General features: G+C 58.2%; 10 protein-coding genes, 1 CRISPR repeat array and 1 riboswitch. Of the genes, 8 read left to right on the top strand and 2 right to left on the bottom strand.

Annotated elements, in window-relative coordinates; translation table 11 throughout:
* Positions 1-103: 103 nt before the first annotated feature.
* Positions 104-1,105, top strand: a complete 1,002-nt coding sequence (locus ACZ5AL_RS08135; RefSeq protein WP_464509872.1) for a glycosyltransferase family 8 protein — start codon at positions 104-106, stop codon at positions 1,103-1,105.
* The gene (locus ACZ5AL_RS08130; RefSeq protein WP_464509871.1) at positions 1,098-2,165 is read left to right on the top strand and encodes a glycosyltransferase family 8 protein; all 1,068 of its coding nucleotides are present in this window, start codon (positions 1,098-1,100) and stop codon (positions 2,163-2,165) included. The genes ACZ5AL_RS08135 and ACZ5AL_RS08130 overlap by 8 nt, the downstream gene beginning before the upstream one ends.
* A gap of 356 nt (positions 2,166-2,521) precedes the next feature.
* A CRISPR array of direct repeats spans positions 2,522-5,416; the repeat unit is 28 nt; unit sequence GGTCTATCTCCGCGTGGGCGGAGTCATC.
* 124 nt (positions 5,417-5,540) lie between these two features.
* Here the strand turns inward: ACZ5AL_RS08130 and ACZ5AL_RS08125 are convergent.
* Positions 5,541-6,374, bottom strand: a complete 834-nt coding sequence (locus ACZ5AL_RS08125; protein WP_464509870.1) for a DUF6503 family protein — start codon at positions 6,372-6,374, stop codon at positions 5,541-5,543.
* Between the two features lie 187 nt (positions 6,375-6,561).
* Here ACZ5AL_RS08125 and ACZ5AL_RS08120 point away from each other — a divergent pair, with 187 nt between their 5' ends.
* From ACZ5AL_RS08120 to ACZ5AL_RS08095, 6 genes are all read left to right on the top strand, one after another.
* A complete protein-coding gene (locus ACZ5AL_RS08120) occupies positions 6,562-9,021 on the top strand; it encodes a S49 family peptidase (protein WP_464509869.1) in 2,460 nt (819 codons plus the stop codon).
* 842 nt (positions 9,022-9,863) lie between these two features.
* A complete protein-coding gene (locus tag ACZ5AL_RS08115; protein ID WP_464509868.1) occupies positions 9,864-11,591 on the top strand; it encodes an acyl-CoA dehydrogenase family protein in 1,728 nt (575 codons plus the stop codon).
* A 122-nt stretch (positions 11,592-11,713) separates the two neighbouring features.
* Positions 11,714-12,307, top strand: a complete 594-nt coding sequence (locus ACZ5AL_RS08110; protein WP_464509867.1) for a Uma2 family endonuclease — start codon at positions 11,714-11,716, stop codon at positions 12,305-12,307.
* Positions 12,308-12,403: 96 nt separating this feature from the next.
* A complete protein-coding gene (locus tag ACZ5AL_RS08105) occupies positions 12,404-12,994 on the top strand; it encodes a Uma2 family endonuclease (protein ID WP_464509866.1) in 591 nt (196 codons plus the stop codon).
* A 13-nt stretch (positions 12,995-13,007) separates the two neighbouring features.
* Entirely contained in the window at positions 13,008-13,505 is a 498-nt protein-coding gene (locus ACZ5AL_RS08100) for a YiiD C-terminal domain-containing protein (protein ID WP_464509865.1), read from the top strand.
* Positions 13,506-13,648: 143 nt separating this feature from the next.
* Positions 13,649-13,727, top strand: a riboswitch (adenosylcobalamin-variant (AdoCbl-variant) riboswitch).
* A 210-nt stretch (positions 13,728-13,937) separates the two neighbouring features.
* Positions 13,938-14,369 carry an acyl-CoA thioesterase gene (locus tag ACZ5AL_RS08095; RefSeq protein WP_464509864.1) on the top strand — a complete coding sequence of 144 codons (432 nt, stop codon included), beginning with the start codon at positions 13,938-13,940 and terminating at the stop codon, positions 14,367-14,369.
* A gap of 695 nt (positions 14,370-15,064) precedes the next feature.
* Here the strand turns inward: ACZ5AL_RS08095 and ACZ5AL_RS08090 are convergent.
* Positions 15,065-16,786 (bottom strand): serine/threonine protein kinase, encoded by a 1,722-nt coding sequence (locus ACZ5AL_RS08090; RefSeq protein WP_464509863.1) that lies wholly within the window; start codon positions 16,784-16,786, stop codon positions 15,065-15,067.
* Between the last annotated feature and the right edge of the window lie 81 nt (positions 16,787-16,867).

Below are 16,867 nucleotides of genomic sequence, written 5' to 3'. Positions count from 1 at the left end.
GTGCTTCCAGACAACGGTTCTACAGCTTGTCAATCATACGCCGCATCCGATGGCCCAAACGAATGGAGGCCGAAACGAACATCGCACACCTATTGTCGTCGTTATGTGCTCCGACGATACCTATGTGCGTCCGACGGCCGTAACGATCACTTCAGTCCTGCACAATCTAGCACCAGGGTACACGGTTGAACTGTACCTTGTTGACCGAGGCATTTCACAGGCGCATAGAAACCGGGTGGAGCATGTGCTTGCGGCGTATGCCGACCGCGTCACGCTCCATTGGCGGTTCGTCGATACCAGCGGGTTAGATGCGATAGCTCCTTCCGAGTCCTGGCTGAATAGCAATGCATATGTGCCACTTTGGATGGAAACCATCGTACCTGCATCCGTCAACAAAGCGTTGTACTTAGACAGCGACTTGGTCGTTGAGGGCAGTCTATCTGATCTATGGAATCGGGAGCTGCATTCCGCTGCTTTGCTTGCCGCCCAGGACCAGTGGATTCCCCATATATCATCGCATGCAGGCATTCACAATCACACCGTGATCGACGCGTCGGACACCCATCCGTACTTCAATTCGGGGGTGATGGTATGTAATCTTGAAAAGTGGAGAGCAGCCCACGTCAACGAGCGGGCGCGTGCCTATATCAGGCGACATACCCACGCTATCAATTTAGCCGATCAAGGGGTGCTCAATGCCGTCTTGATGCATGATTGGAAGGCGCTTCCGCCATCATGGAACGTGCACCATAAAATTGGAACGAAGCGGTGGATCCGTGAAGCTGCGCAATGGCCGTTGTCTGACTTTCGAACCGAGATGCGAGCGCGATACAGCACGTTGCTTTCGTATCCCCACATCCTGCACTTTGCCGGTCCCGAAAAGCCCTGGAAGACCGATCACCATCCAGAAGCGCTTCGATGGTTTCGGTATGCATGGCGCAGTCGTTGGATGACGTTGCGTGAGCGCGCCCGTTCAATACCCACCGTATACCAACGGCAATCCGTTGGCACGATCAAGAACGCCACACGCCCCATCCGGCATTGGGTTGCGCGCAGAGTACCAGCCCCACTTACTCGCGTCTTGGCGCCTTATACAGATGAATGAAACACGCACTTCTATTGCGTTGGTGTTGGCCGCCGACGATGCATATGCCCGTCCGATGGCTGTAGCGATCTTTTCAGCACTGCAGCACCTTCGTCCTGGGTGGGGCGTCCATCTTTATCTCATTGATGGGGGCATCCAGCCGCACAACAAGGAACGGATCGAGCAGGTGGTGTCGATGCATCCTGTGCCGTCGCGCGTGCACTGGAGGTCTGTTCCAGCGGATGAGCTTTGCCGGTTGCCTCTGGTAAAACTCCATCCCGGCTTCAGTAAGGGGGCCCTTTTGCGATTGTGGATCCCAGACCTTCTTCCGGGCGATTGCAGAAAGGCGATCTACCTGGATAGCGATGTTCTTGTGAGAGGCGATTTAGTGAGGCTCTGGCAGTGGTCGCTGGCCACGACGTCGCTCTGCGCGGTACGCGATTACTGGATTCCGTTCGTTTCCTCACCAAACGGACTTTCCTATTACGAGGAGGTTGGGATCGATCCGTTTGCCCCCTACTTTAACAGTGGGGTGATGCTACTTAACTTGCAGCGGTGGCGTTCGACAGATGTGCATAGCCGGGCGATGGAGCACCTGGGACGCTTTGCAGGCCGTTTATGCCACAATGACCAGGAAGGGCTAAACGCTGTTCTGGCGGACGATTGGGAGGCGCTACCGGCAACGTGGAATGTGCAGCACGATTGTCGGTTTAAGCGGTGGGACAAAGAGAGTCGGGCGTGGCCGGACTGTGCGTTCAAGCGGGTGCTACGGGCCACCCGATCGGAGTTGCTCTCTAACTACGACGTGCTCCACTTTACCGGGTCGCGTAAGCCGTGGGTGATGGACGGCACGCATCCGGCATCGGCGGAGTGGTTTCGGTTCTTTTGGGAGAGTGGGTGGTGTACGCCCGCCGAGCGCATCGCCTCGCAGACGCGCTTCGCCGTCACGCAGCTCACGACGCGTGTGCGCAACGCGACTCGGCCAGCTCGTCACCGCTTGGCCCTACATCTGCCGCCTGCGCTTCAATGTCTGATGCGAAAGGGAGAGCAACCTGCGTCCGATAAGATCTCGTCCTCGTGAGCCTTCGAAGGGGCGTAGGTTATACGCTGGTGGGTCGAGAGGAGGGAGGTAGCTCTTCCAACCGTTGGCATCTTGAGCGTTGGGGAGCGTTCCAGCACGTACCTGTTTGGTATGGTTCGATAACCGCCCGGGATATTCGTTTCGCTCCTGTTGAGATGCTTCACTGCGTTCAGCATGACAACCGATAAAACCGCGGAGAAGAATGCCTTTGGAGAAAGAGGTTAACGCTTTAACACCCCCATTTCTCGTCGCGATGCTCCGCGTCGCGACGAAGCCGTGGACGCTCTGCGTTTTTTTATGGCGGCCCCCTGTTAACGCATGTCTTCCTTTCAAGAAGCCCCGGGCCCTTGATCGCGGGTCTATCTCCGCGTGGGCGGAGTCATCTAGACAATTTCTTGCCATTCTTTTTTCTCCAAAGGTCTATCTCCGCGTGGGCGGAGTCATCTTCCCCTATGTGCGCCACCCTCCGTCATAGAAAGGTCTATCTCCGCGTGGGCGGAGTCATCGCAGCCCCCGTAGCCCACTAGATCCGGGCGGGAGGTCTATCTCCGCGTGGGCGGAGTCATCCATGTTCGCCGGGTTCATCATTAGACCGCCCAAGGTCTATCTCCGCGTGGGCGGAGTCATCTCAATGGCCTCCTTGTCGGGGAAGCCGGAAGGGGGTCTATCTCCGCGTGGGCGGAGTCATCAAACAAGTGGGACGGTGGGAGATTTCCGGCACGGGTCTATCTCCGCGTGGGCGGAGTCATCGCGCACATCCCCCCAACAAAAGGGGGGAATATAGGTCTATCTCCGCGTGGGCGGAGTCATCTAAGAAATTAAAAACAAGTAAGTCGGTAGGAGAGGTCTATCTCCGCGTGGGCGGAGTCATCGCTTGCCCGTTCGGGTGTGATGCGCGCATCCGAGGTCTATCTCCGCGTGGGCGGAGTCATCCGCGCATCCTGTCCTGGGTCAAAGCGATTTTTGGGTCTATCTCCGCGTGGGCGGAGTCATCGTATTCGGCTTGCGACACGCCTAACTATAAAAAGGTCTATCTCCGCGTGGGCGGAGTCATCGCCTTTCGACCGGATCGGTTATCTCTAGTGGAGGGTCTATCTCCGCGTGGGCGGAGTCATCCAGGTTCTCCGGGTTCATCATTAGATTGCCCAAGGTCTATCTCCGCGTGGGCGGAGTCATCTCATCAAGGATCTTGCGCTGTGTGTCTGGCAACGGTCTATCTCCGCGTGGGCGGAGTCATCAAGCGGCAGGGCGTTGACAAGCGCGTGCTGAAGGGTCTATCTCCGCGTGGGCGGAGTCATCGTGGTCTGTACATCGCGTGCCCATATGGGCCTGGGTCTATCTCCGCGTGGGCGGAGTCATCGGCACAGGCTGAGGTACCGCTTGTGATCGTAGAGGTCTATCTCCGCGTGGGCGGAGTCATCCACACCTTGTCGGGGCCAATGGCGAAGCACAGAGGTCTATCTCCGCGTGGGCGGAGTCATCACGGATCGGTGAGCGCTCCGACAGCATCGGGGGGGTCTATCTCCGCGTGGGCGGAGTCATCACACATCATCGTCGGCATCATCATGGCCATGGGGGTCTATCTCCGCGTGGGCGGAGTCATCTTTGGGAGATGCGGTGCCCAGGAGCTCACCCGAGGTCTATCTCCGCGTGGGCGGAGTCATCGGTATATCTTCCTGATGATTAGAGGCAACCTTGGGTCTATCTCCGCGTGGGCGGAGTCATCGACACAAATGCTCCATTTTAGTCATGTTAAGCAGGTCTATCTCCGCGTGGGCGGAGTCATCCGTCGCGTTCCACCGCAATGCGATCCAGCTCGCGGTCTATCTCCGCGTGGGCGGAGTCATCGGAGCGTCGCTTTGCTTGTGCACCCAGCGCTAAGGTCTATCTCCGCGTGGGCGGAGTCATCCCGCGCCCTCGACCTCAAAGCCCAGATCCAGAGGGTCTATCTCCGCGTGGGCGGAGTCATCAGCCTACCACTACAGCCACTTACCGAACGCCTGGGTCTATCTCCGCGTGGGCGGAGTCATCATGGCTCTCGTGGTTAGTTGATGGCTTCAACGAGGTCTATCTCCGCGTGGGCGGAGTCATCAATCTGACGATACGACAGGTGCGTATCCCCAAGGGTCTATCTCCGCGTGGGCGGAGTCATCCCGTTGCGGGTGACGGTGCGCTCTTTTATCTTGGGTCTATCTCCGCGTGGGCGGAGTCATCGCTGTGCGTGGCGTCGGTATAAGCCATGGTCAGGGTCTATCTCCGCGTGGGCGGAGTCATCCCCATGTGATCGTGACCGCCTGCCCGGCTTCGAGGTCTATCTCCGCGTGGGCGGAGTCATCTCGTAAAGGCCGCCACTCGGGGCACAGACGCAGGGTCTATCTCCGCGTGGGCGGAGTCATCGCGCAGACGATGACGCGAGTGCCACAATCGAGAGGTCTATCTCCGCGTGGGCGGAGTCATCGCGATTGTCGGCCAGGAGGATGCGCATGGCACGGGTCTATCTCCGCGTGGGCGGAGTCATCGACTACCCGACGCCCTACGAGGCTGTCGAGCAGGGTCTATCTCCGCGTGGGCGGAGTCATCTGCGTCGGAATAGTCTTTTTTGGTAATCATAACGGTCTATCTCCGCGTGGGCGGAGTCATCACGCGGCGGGCCTTGCTGATGGTCATGAAACGGGGTCTATCTCCGCGTGGGCGGAGTCATCCACTAAAATAAGTCGCGGTACCCTTGAGGCTTGGGTCTATCTCCGCGTGGGCGGAGTCATCTTTTCTGGGTCGTCAAAGAAAATCGCGCCCAAAGGTCTATCTCCGCGTGGGCGGAGTCATCCCTTTTAGATATTGTGGTATATCTTCTTGATGAGGTCTATCTCCGCGTGGGCGGAGTCATCTCCAAAAAGATTACATCTACTATAACGCGTGTGGGTCTATCTCCGCGTGGGCGGAGTCATCCCTAACGTCAGACTTGTGTGAAGAATTGATAAGGGTCTATCTCCGCGTGGGCGGAGTCATCTTGATCGCGCAGCGGCTGACGCGGCCGGCACGAGGTCTATCTCCGCGTGGGCGGAGTCATCGATGGCACAGGCGCACTCGGGCGGTCTTTGCCGGGTCTATCTCCGCGTGGGCGGAGTCATCACTTTTGCCGGATAGCCGTGCCGATCAGCCCACGGTCTATCTCCGCGTGGGCGGAGTCATCCACCGCATCATTTAACTGAACAGACCCCAAAGAGGTCTATCTCCGCGTGGGCGGAGTCATCCCTGCGTCAGTATGACACGAGGACTGTATCGGCTATAGCATACAATACAGCCATGGCATTGTCAAGCCCACCCCTCCTGCCATTTTGACGGGGTGCAGCGTTCAGTGAACGTGGTGACTACGGGCTATGCATCATCGGGTGCCGGCGCAATCTCGGCGTCCTGAGGACGCTCGAACAAGTCAAAGGCCGGCGGCTCGGTGCCAAGTTCAATGTCGTGGTACTGCAACACCGGACCCGCCGGGTCGCCCAGCGCCCCCGCCTCCCACGTACGATAGTGGCTCTCAACCGGTAGTTTCAATCCGTTGATGGTCGTCCATTCATCAAACACAAGCGCCATATCCGGCTCCGATTCCCGCCCCCCGTACGTTACCGAGAAACGCAGTACATCCAGTTCGTGCGTCTCGGCATCGGTGTATGCGATATACACGTCATCGGGCGAGTCGCCCACGCCGTCTTCATAGCGGATTTCAGTGACGTTGTACGTCGTGCCATTAAGCGTGGTGGTGCCTGCATCGGTGGCAATCACACCGGGGTCGGCCAGCAGGAAGGGCATGGCCCAAAAGTAAAAATAGGTGCTGGTGTAAAAGCGCGGATCGCTATCGTACGGAAAGGCATCCAGATCGGGCGCAACCCAGGCCTCGGCACCATCAAATCCCAGGACAAAATCATCGCCGGTAATGCGTACGCGTCGGTCGTGCAAGTCAATGAATTGCTCGTCTTGAGTCGAGGTGTCGCCCACCGTGCGCTCAAAGGTGTAGCGCGCGCTTCGCTGGGCGCGCCAGGTATCGAGTCCGCCATGGGCCTTCCAAGCGGCTTGTAGGGCTTCGGGGGCATCGGGGATATGCACATCCCCCTCTGCACGGGCATCATCGTTTTCAGCATCTTCTGGATCGCAGGCTGCAAGGGATATCCCCAGCGAAAGTACGAAAGCAAAAAATAGAGCGCGTTGATAAATCATGCGTGTATCCTAAAGTACAAAAAACGACGTCATCTTGTTGGGTGAGGTAGAGATCGCAGGCGTTACAGACGCAGATGGTGCAAGCGGGCATCGCATGGGGATATGCGTGGTGGGTAGTTGACTATATCCGCTTGGGCGGCGTATCCTTGGGGGTACACAGGATTTACTCAACTGCTGTTATAGACGTATGCCTCGCTTTGTCTCGTTTCTTTTGATTATCGGTGCAACCTGGGGCATGGCTACCTCAGCCCAGGCTCAGTCAATGGCGCCCTATTACACCCATTACGATTTCCTTGCAGGGCCCCCGGCAGCCTTTGGTCAAGGGTTAGGCGGATACGCCCATCCGGCCTTGCCCGCGGTGGAGGGCAACAGCTTGCAGGTGCTGTGGGCAACCGACGGACGCGACCACGGCACGGTGCAAAACTGGGGGGCCTTTACGTCGCTTGGTGGCCTTAGCGGGTCGCTCTCGCGCATCCGCAATGGCGGACTCCAAGCCACCGGGTACCATGTCGGACTGGCCGGCGGCGATCGTCGTTTTGCACTCGGCATGGCGTTTCAAGGGTTTGCGGGCGATGCCCGCGCGCTGGGTCGCGTCAACCGTCTGACGACTGGATTCATTTCGCGGCCCAGTCGCTACCTTTCGGTTGGGCTTACGTACAACATTGGGCTCCAAACCAGCGATCGCGAGGTGGTGGCCGAACTCGGTGTGCGTCCGCTGGGCTCCTCGCGGTTCACCATGTTTGCGGATGCGGCCGTGTTCGAGGGCGATGCACTGCAGAATGCCCCGTGGAGCGTAGGGGCCTCTGCCGAAGTGGTGCGCGGATTGGATGTGGTGGGACGCTACTTCGAAAACGATGCGTTTAGCCTGGGCCTGCGTTTGAACCTCGGACGCACCGGCGCAAGCAGTCAAGCGCGCTTCGATGCGAACTCCGAGTACGCCTCCAGCACGTACGGACTGCGCCTGGGCGACTATGTGCCCAACGCCTTCAGCGATGCCGTGCAGCGCAAGCGCAACCACGTGGCGATGGAACTGCGCGGACCGGTGCGGTATCAGCAAACACAGATCGAAGCCTGGACGCAAGACGGCGTAGGGCGGCTCTACGAGGTGCTGAGCACCATCGAACGCGCCGCAGCGTCGGATCGGGTGCATACTCTGGCGCTTAACCTGTCGGGCCTGCAGATCCAACCCGCGCTGGCGTGGGAACTGCGCACGGCACTGCAAGACGCCCAAGCGGCGGGAACCGAGGTGCTCGTCTACATCGACTATGCCGGTATGAACACGTATCATGTAGCCAGCGTGGCCGACTATGTCATTATGGATCCCGAAGGCACGCTCATGCTCGATGGCTACGCCTCTAGCCAAACCTTCCTGGCTGGTACGCTCGATAAGCTCGGCATTGCAGTCGATGACTGGCGACTGTTCTCGCACAAGTCCGCGCTAGAGGCGCTCGACCGCACCGACTTCTCCGATGCCGAACGCGAGCAGCGCAGCGCGTACGTTGATGCCTTCTACGAAACGGTGCGCACCGACGTAGGCACTGCCCGTAGCCTTGACGCCGAGGCGTTCGATGCCGTCGTTAATACCCAAACGATACTCTTTGCCGATAAGGCCATCGAATCCGGACTGGTAGATGCTACCGGACGATGGAGCAATTTGCCGGATCTGTTGGAAGAACACACTGGCATCCGCACATCAAATCTGGCTGTGGACGATCTGAATGATACGCAGACTGCCACACGCACCTGGAGCACCCCACCTTCCATTGCGGTGGTTTACGGCATTGGAAGCACGTCAATGGACACGGGGATGAACGCGCGACGGCTGGAGCAAACCATCCGGCAGACCGCCCGCCGGGGCAACGTGGAGGCAATCGTCTTTCGGGTGGATTCGCCGGGGGGCGATCCGCTGGCAGCAGATCTCGTCGCCGAGGCGCTGCGTGATGCCGCCCAGGACATGCCGGTCATCATCAGTCAGGGACAGGTGGCAGCCTCGGGCGGCTACTGGGTTTCCATGTATGGAGACGACGTGTGGGCCGCCCCCACCACGCTAACCGGCTCCATTGGCGTAGTGGCCGGGTGGATCTACGACGATGGTTTCAGCGAACACCTTGGTTTCGACTACGATGTAGTGCAGCGCGGCGACCGGGCGGATGCGATGCGTGGGTATCAGATCCCTCTGCTGGGCGCCGAACTTCCCGCCCGCAATCTGCGCGATGACGAACGCGAACGCATCGAAGAACAAATCACCCATCTGTATGACCGCTTTGTCGAGAAAGTCGCGGAGGGGCGTTCGCTCGATACCGATGGGGTACGCGAAATCGCCGAAGGCCGCGTGTGGACGGGCACCGATGCCCAGGAACAGGCCCTCGTTGATAACATCGGGGGGCTCGCCGCGGCCATTGAGGCGGCACGCACGGCGGCGAATCTTGATTCCCGTTGGATGAACGTACGCGAGGTGAATGCCATCAGCGGGTTCTTCCGATTTGAGCAACTGGTGCCTGCGCCCATCGCCGCGCTGCTGGATCGCACCGAGGCTCCGTACACCGACGAAGCGCCCATGGAGGCGTTTATCCGGCTTATGGTAGAACACCAGCCGCATCCCCTGGTGCTTCTTCCGCCCGGTATTGCGCCCGAGCCCGCACAGTAGCGGCTGCGGGTGGGCTGGTCGCAGATGAGTCATAGTACTCTATCACACCTGAAAGTCAGGGTGGAAGGATCGTCTCAAGCTCGACGTCCCACCAGAACGCTGGGGACGCGAGCGGTCCCCAGCTATGTGGGTTTTAATCACGTCCTTTCTTTCCTCAGCCCGGGATTAGGAGCGAAGCGTATATCCCGGACGGCCATTGAACCCACTAAACAGATACAGAGTACCGTGGGGCCGTTCTATAAACGTCATGCTGAACGAAGTGAAGCATCTCAGCGCTATGTGGCCGGGGGCTTTGCTGCTCACTGTCCGCAAGGTACACCCTACGCGCACTGGATGTGTCGAGTCCATAGGAATGGCGTTGAGATTCTTCCGTCTGGTGGCGTCAGGATGACTTGCGGCGCGATATGATCTCGTGACGACACAGAGCATGTACGTGTTTAGCGACGTGCCCCTGATCGCCGGGGATGCAAGCGATCCCCGGCTTATAGACTTTACTCACATCGCACCGTTCTATAGCCCGGGATCAGGAGCAGAGCGGATATCCCGGGCGGTGGTCATTGAACTACGCCAAACATGTCTGTGCTATGCCGCCTCCAAGGGCTGTTCGATGCCTACCCGAAACGGACGCGTGACGAAACTTAGAGTGCGGGGGCGCCTCGCCACGGCTACTGATTCCGGGGCAGGGCTTCGCCTCCCCCCGTATTTGTATTTACAAGAAAGATCGGTGTCCCCCACAAAACGGGTGGGAGATGCCCCCACAAAGCGTTTGACCAGTGGCTGGACTTTTGCATATACAGAGGGCGTAGCACCCGTTATTGTCTCTATTGATCTGTGTTCTGTATATGTCTCGTAAGCTGGCCGACTTAGGCAACCAATTTGATACCGACCGCGTGCTGCGGAGCTACTTGCAACGCGTGTGCGATGCCGATATGTATGCTGCCATCAAGCCGCAACTCGAAGAACTGGGCGCGCACGTAGGCGGCGACCTGTACGACCTTCAGCTGCAAGATCGTCCGAATACGCCTCGACTTACGCAATGGGACCCCACAGGCGACCGGGTCGACAAAATCGAACTGACCGAGGTGTGGGAGCGCGTGCTTCCTATGGTGGCCGAGTATGGAGTGGTATCCACCGCATACGAGGGCGAGCACGGTCCCCTCAGCCGCGTTCACCAAAGTGCGCTCGGATACCTGCTTTTGCCCGCATCGGATATGATGGGGTTTCTTTTGGCCACTACTGACGGCTCCATTGCGACCGTGTTGCGCTCCGAGAATCAGCCGCTCATTGACGAGGTCATGCCTCACCTGATGAGCCGCGACCCCGAAACGTTCTGGACCAGTGGGCAGTGGCGTACCGAACAAGCCGGCGGAACGGACCTCAGCAAAGTGGATACCGAAGCCCGCTATGAAAACGGCGAATGGCGGTTATACGGACACAAGTGGTTTACGTCGTCTACTGCAGCCAACATGGCCATTGTGCTGGCCCGCCCCGAGAATAAAAAAGGCCGCAGGGGGCTTTCGCTGTTTTACTTGCCCATTCGAGACAATCATCAGGATTCGCCGGAGGACGGCATCAAGGTAAACCGACTCAAGGAGAGTATGGGCGCGAAAAAGCTGCCGGTGTCGGAGGTTTCGCTAGACGGAGCCGTGGCGTACCCGATTACCGAACTGCAGCACGGGACGCGTCATCTTACGCCCATGGTAGACCGGGCGCGCCTCTGGAATGCACTCATTGCGGTAAGCTCCATGCGGCGTGGACTGGCGCTGGCACGCGACTATGCCCGCAAGCGCGAGGCATTTGGTACACCCATCATCGAAAAGCCGCTCCACTACGACACCCTGGCCGATGTGCAGGCGACGTTCGAGGGGGCCTTCCATCTTACCTTTCGCTTTGCCGAGCTTGTTGGCAAAGAGGAGAATGATCAAATCTCGCACCAAGAACACCATCTGCTCCGTGCCATCTCGCCGCTGGCCAAACTTATTACCGCCCGCCAGGCGGTCGACTCGGGGGGCGAGTTCTTAGAAGCCTTCGGGGGGTCCGGGTTCATCGAAGAAACCGGCATCCCACAACTCATCCGCGACATGTATGCGCTGCCGGTGTGGGAAGGCACCACCAACGTGATGTCGCTAATCGCCTTGCGCTCGCTTCGCCGCGATGGACGACTGGAGGCGGTTCACAACGAAATCAAGCGGTGTGCTGAAGGCATAGAAACGCCCGCCTTGGTGCATGCGATGGAGATCGCCCAGGATGCCTTTAAGTCAGCTGTGCAGTGGCTTGCCGACACCCTCGAAAACCGAGGGGAGGCTGCGCTAGAAGCAGGCGCTCGGCGGTTTGCCTATACCATCGCCCATGCGCTTGAAGCGGCATTGCTAATCAATCATGCGCAGTGGGCGGTTCAGGGCGAAGGGCGCCGACCGATCGCGGTCGTTGAGTACTTTACGGCTCAGGGGATCGATCATATTGCGCGCCGTGCACACTACGACGGGTACATGCTTGCCAAAGATTTTGCACGGCAATCGCTCTTTCAAGGTGAAACCGTGGTGGATACCGGTTCGCAGACGGCGGTGTAGCACGTGGGGGCACCCGAACGCGGGTCGTCTGTATCAACAACCAGTGGGGCCGGGTGCATAGTGTGGCATCCGGCCCTGCGTACCCGTTGACGTACCCCGTTGAACCGTATCGGATTGTCGTTATGGATCCTGCTGCACCACCCGACATAGCCGCACTCCCGATTCCCGAAAAGGAGCGCTACACGTACGCCGACTACGCCGAGTTGCCCGAAGGCGCGCCCTACGAACTGATCAAAGGAACCCTCGTCATGGCCCCCTCGCCATCTGCTGAACATCAACGCGTGCTCCGGCGTCTGGCATGGTCGATACAGCAGCACCTTGATACCCAAGACCAGAGCGTATCCGGTGAACTGTTCTTTGCGTCTTTGGATGTATTCCTCACCGACGATACCATCGTACAGCCCGATCTGATATACATCGCAAGCACGCGCGACGACATCATCAGCGACCAGCACGTTGCGGGCGCGCTCGATCTTGTGGTGGAGATCTTTTCGCCATCCACGGCCCACCGCGATGTGGGCGTCAAGAAGCGGCTGTATGAGCAACACGGCGTACGCGAGTATTGGACGCTCGACCCCAGCACGCAGTCCGTTGAAGTGCACGCCAACACCGAGTCTGGATTTGTACAGCAGGCCCGTGTGGTCGAAACGGGAATGGTTTCGTCTACGGTAGTGCCGGAGTTTGAGTTGGAGGTTGGACCGCTCTTCTCATCTTGATGAAAGAGAGATGGGCCATCGGATGATGGAAAATTACTCACATCCAGCAGGGGCAACAAGCCGACGCTGCATCCTAACATAGAACCAGGATTTGACATGCAGGCAATCCAGGGCTTACAGTCAGAAAGGATTCCGATCCCCGAAAAGGAGCGCTATACACATGCCGATTATGCCGAACTGCCCGAAGGTGCCCCCTACGAACTGATCGAAGGAGCGCTCATCATGGCCCCATCTCCGTCATTTCAGCATCAGCAGGTATCGCTGCGGCTCGCTTCCGCTCTGTTTCGTTATGTCGAGGCCCACGAAAGCGGCACCGTCGTTGCGGCTCCAATGGATGTTCGGCTTGCAGAAGATACGGTGATACAGCCCGACTTGATGTATATCGCAAGCACGCGAGACGACATCATCAGCGACCAGCACGTTGAGGGCGCGCCCGATCTTGTGGTGGAGATCTTTTCTCCATCCACGGCCCATCGCGATGTGGGCGTCAAGAAGCGGCTGTATGAGCAACACGGCGTACGCGAGTATTGGACGCTCGACCCTAGCACGCAGTCCGTTGAAGTGCACGCCAACACCGAGTCTGGATTTGTGCAGCAGGCCCGTGTGGTCGAAACGGGACGCGTCACATCCACCGTTATTGATGGGTTTGAGATCGATGTGACCCATCTATTCCCTTCATCATCCTGAGACTTCCACTCGCATGGCCAACCCGTTTCCTGCAATTGCCCGTCGCTTTGCCGACTGTCCCGACGACCTTCGTCCCGATGGCATTACGCACGCCATTGGCCAGACCATTCCGTTTGTAGATACCGCCGGCGTGCACATCCATACGTACACGCCGCAGTCGGTAACTGTCGCGCTGGATGCCGAGCGGGCCGTGGCCAACCACATCGGCACGATGCACGCGGCAGCGCTGGCCCTCCTGGCCGAGACAGCTTCGGGCCTTGTTACGGCACTCAACATTCCCGACGAAAGCGTGCCCGTCATTCGCACGCTCGACGTATCGTTTCAGCGTCCGGCGCCCGAACGGACTACGGCCACCGCCTCGCTTGATGCCGACACGCGCGAGCGTCTCAGTGCGCGTCCCATTGGTCGCGTGGATGTGCCGGTGACGCTCATGATGGGGGGTGAAACAGTCGTCGAAGCCACCGCTGAGTGGGCCTGGCTGCCCGCCTCACGGCTTAACCTGCCGGATTGACCCCCGAACGTCTGCTGCCGTAATCGAGTCGGGTATGATTGCGGCTTGACACTTATGCACAAGCCGCCGTATCATACAAGCCACATACCCATCAAGGCTGTGCTGTCGTGGCACGGCGGCTGTATGATCTGACATAACGTTAGATCGTGTAGTGTCTCGGGGGAAGTCCGGTGGAACTCCGGCGCTGTCGCGCAACGGTAAGAGTCCGAATGCCCGCTTGATGCAATAGAACGGCGACTGGCTGTGCCTTCCGCATCGTCATGCGCCGCGCCCACGCGTTCTGGGATGCATGATCCGCCGTAGATTGCGAGTAGAGTTGGACCGTACCATTCTCCTCTGGGGGAGATGGCTTTTGCTCCGCTGTTTGCAGGCATCAGTGGCCTCGTGCGCTGTTGGGGCGTTCGAGATTTTCTCTTTGCGGATCCCCCTGCTATGTCTGATACGTCAACCCCCAACCGATCGTCATGCCCTCTCTCGCCCGATGCCACCACCCGTATGGTACGGGCTGTCTTTCCCGGTGATACCAATCACTATCACACGCTCTTCGGCGGGTCGGCCATGGCATGGATGGATCAAGCGGCGTTCATCTGTGCCACGCGCTGGTGTCGCTCCAAAGTTGTTACGGTCAACAGCGGTGAAATCGACTTTCAAGAGCCCGTTCCCGAAGGTACGATCGTAGAACTGGTGGCCCGCGTGGTGGATACCGGCACCTCGTCGATGTGCGTGCGCACCGATATGTTCATCGAACCGATGGATCAGTACGAGCGCATCCTGGCCTGCACGGGCACGTTTACACTTGTTGCACTGGGACCCGATGATACGCCCACCACGGTGCCTGATCTGACAGCGACAGAGGCGGTATGAGAAGAGTGCAATGGAGGAGCGTAGTGTTCTGTCACACCTGAATGTTAGGGTACGGAGACCGTCCGAAACTCTGTATCCCAGCCCCCTCCCAAAAAACCTGTCATGGTGAGCACGCGACGGGCCCCACCCGGAGCACGTCGAACCATCTCCCCGACGCTCAGCAGGCTCTGATCGATCGAGTGGCCCTGCCCAGTTCGTGGGAGATCTTTACTCACTGCGTTCGTCAGTCGCTCCGCTCGTGTCAGGACTCCGCATCTTCTAGGCGGAGCCGCTCCGCTCAAGATGACATCATTAAAGTGGGGGTGTTGCAACCCGAAGATTGACCTGTGACACAGTACTACCTGTCACAGGTCAATCTTCAGGTAACGCATGTGCGCCTAACGTACCGAGCAAAACGCACCCCCTTGACCCCTCGTCGCGATGTACAACAGGCATGACCTTCGGCCCCTCTGCGTCGCGACGAAATGCGGACGCTCTGCGTCCTTCTGTTTCCGCGTGTTCTCTTTGCAAGAGAGCGGGGGGCTTGTGCGCGGTGTCAGATGGGTGGACGGCGGGCGTTGAGATCCGTCCGCCTATCGGCGGAGCGATCACGTGCAATTTAACTATCCCCCCTGTGATGGTGAACGGGAGGCCCACGGAGCCGCTCTGCTCAAGATGACAGCGTCTGAACCGACATGGAGTAACCGCATGGGAGGTTACTCCTCATCAAGAATCAAATCGGACACCTGCACCGGTAGCAATTGCGACTCGGCATGAAAGCGTCCGACAACACCTTCGTAGTCGAACGTAACGTCAGGCACAGCTGTACCGGGGAGTTCAGTCTCCGAGGGCCGTTGTACACGAAGTGGTGCTGTTGTGCCGTTTTGCTCCACAACGTAGCTGGTCTGCTGTGTAAAGTTGCCTGCTGGATCTCGTATTGTAAGCCCCTCAACGCGTACGAGTACGCTTTCGTAATCGTGATTGCTTGCTGTGACTGTAGACAGGTCAATGGAAAGCGGATCGGGAGCATCGCCTATGTCTCCAATCTCGTACTCGTGTACGTTTTGCTCGTTGATCTGCAACAAGTCATTGAAGTCCGAAAGCCGTCCTGATACGGTCAAGGTGGTGCCAGACGCGATTTCTGATCCAATTGCATCATGAAGCCCGCCTGAGGTGCGCCGAATCGTAATTCCACGGGCTCCTATGTCGCCGCTATCGTCCTGTAGGCGAATGTAGTCTCCGTAGGCCCGCGTAACAATGCCTTCTATCTCAACCTCAATGGCCGCATCCTCTTCTTCACTAAACGTTGCATAGCACTCATGGGCGCGATCAATGGAAACCGACGTGTAATTTTGGCAATCTCTATCAATTCCATCACTGTCTGCAAGCACGAACCAGGCAGCCACCCCCAAGAGCAAGAGTACAGCGGGCACCCCGATCATCATTGCCAGGTTCGATCCCTTGTTGTTACTGTCACTTTCGCTTAACACGCGTGCTTCACTGGGCGCCCCTTGTTCGCCTTTAACGGGCATGACAACATAGGACGCTTCCGAAGGGTCATACCGCTTCGACGCTCGCTCTAGCAGGTGGCGAAACTCATCGGCCGAGCGGATGCGTTTGGCAGGGTCAACGGTAAGGGCTTGTAGTAATACATCGCGGACCTGCGGCGAACTGAAGGTATCGGCGTCTTGGATAATAGGCTCTACCGGATCCGCTTCTCCCAGGCGCTCCGATGCTTCAGGCAATACCGTACCGGTAACCATTGTAGAGATTGTTGCCGCCACAGCATAAACATCCGTCCATGCGCCCTGCTCCCCCCGTGGCGTGTACTGTTCAATGGCGCTAAAGCCGGGTTGAACGAATGCATCGAGCAGGTCAAGATCACGGGCAAGTTGAAGGTATGCGCTGCGAAAGCCGGTAACCAGCACGCTGCCGTCTTGAAGCAAGCGCAGCGTGTCTGGGGAAATTCCCCCGTGGTAAAGTCCGGCCTCATGAGCTTCATGCAATGCTTCGAGCACCGGCCCCATAATCATGAGCGCCGCTTTTTCAGGCAGCTGGCCTTTGTTTTTCAGACCACGAGCCAAGGGCATACTGCTATGTTGGGCACGCACACGGTATACCGTCCCATTGGCCTCAAACATGTCGTAGGCGGAAGGGAGCGCTTTGTGCGAAAGCTGACCAAGGGCTTCAGATTCTTTTTTGAAGTACTCAACGCCTTCCTCGAAATAGGCATGTGCTTCATCACCACCTGTAACGACGATCGACGTTTTTTCAGCTTTGCGCCGGATCAAGGGCTTTGGGAAAAACTCGCGGATGATGACTTGCTCATCGCTGTTAAAGCGTTCGCCCAAGTACTTAAAATCAAACGGGCTGGACCCATCCAGCGTACGCCGGATGGTGTATTGCTTATTCAGCACCGTAAGAGGAGCCAGATCCATAGCAGGAATACAATCAGTGAATGAAAACGAAAAATAACAATGCAACGCCAGGGTGGGTGCGAAGACATTGTACGGTGCGAG

The organism is Natronotalea proteinilytica (assembly GCF_055379935.1).
The sequence above is the reverse complement of the archived record's forward strand: the minus strand, read 5'-3'. Positions and strand labels throughout refer to the sequence as shown.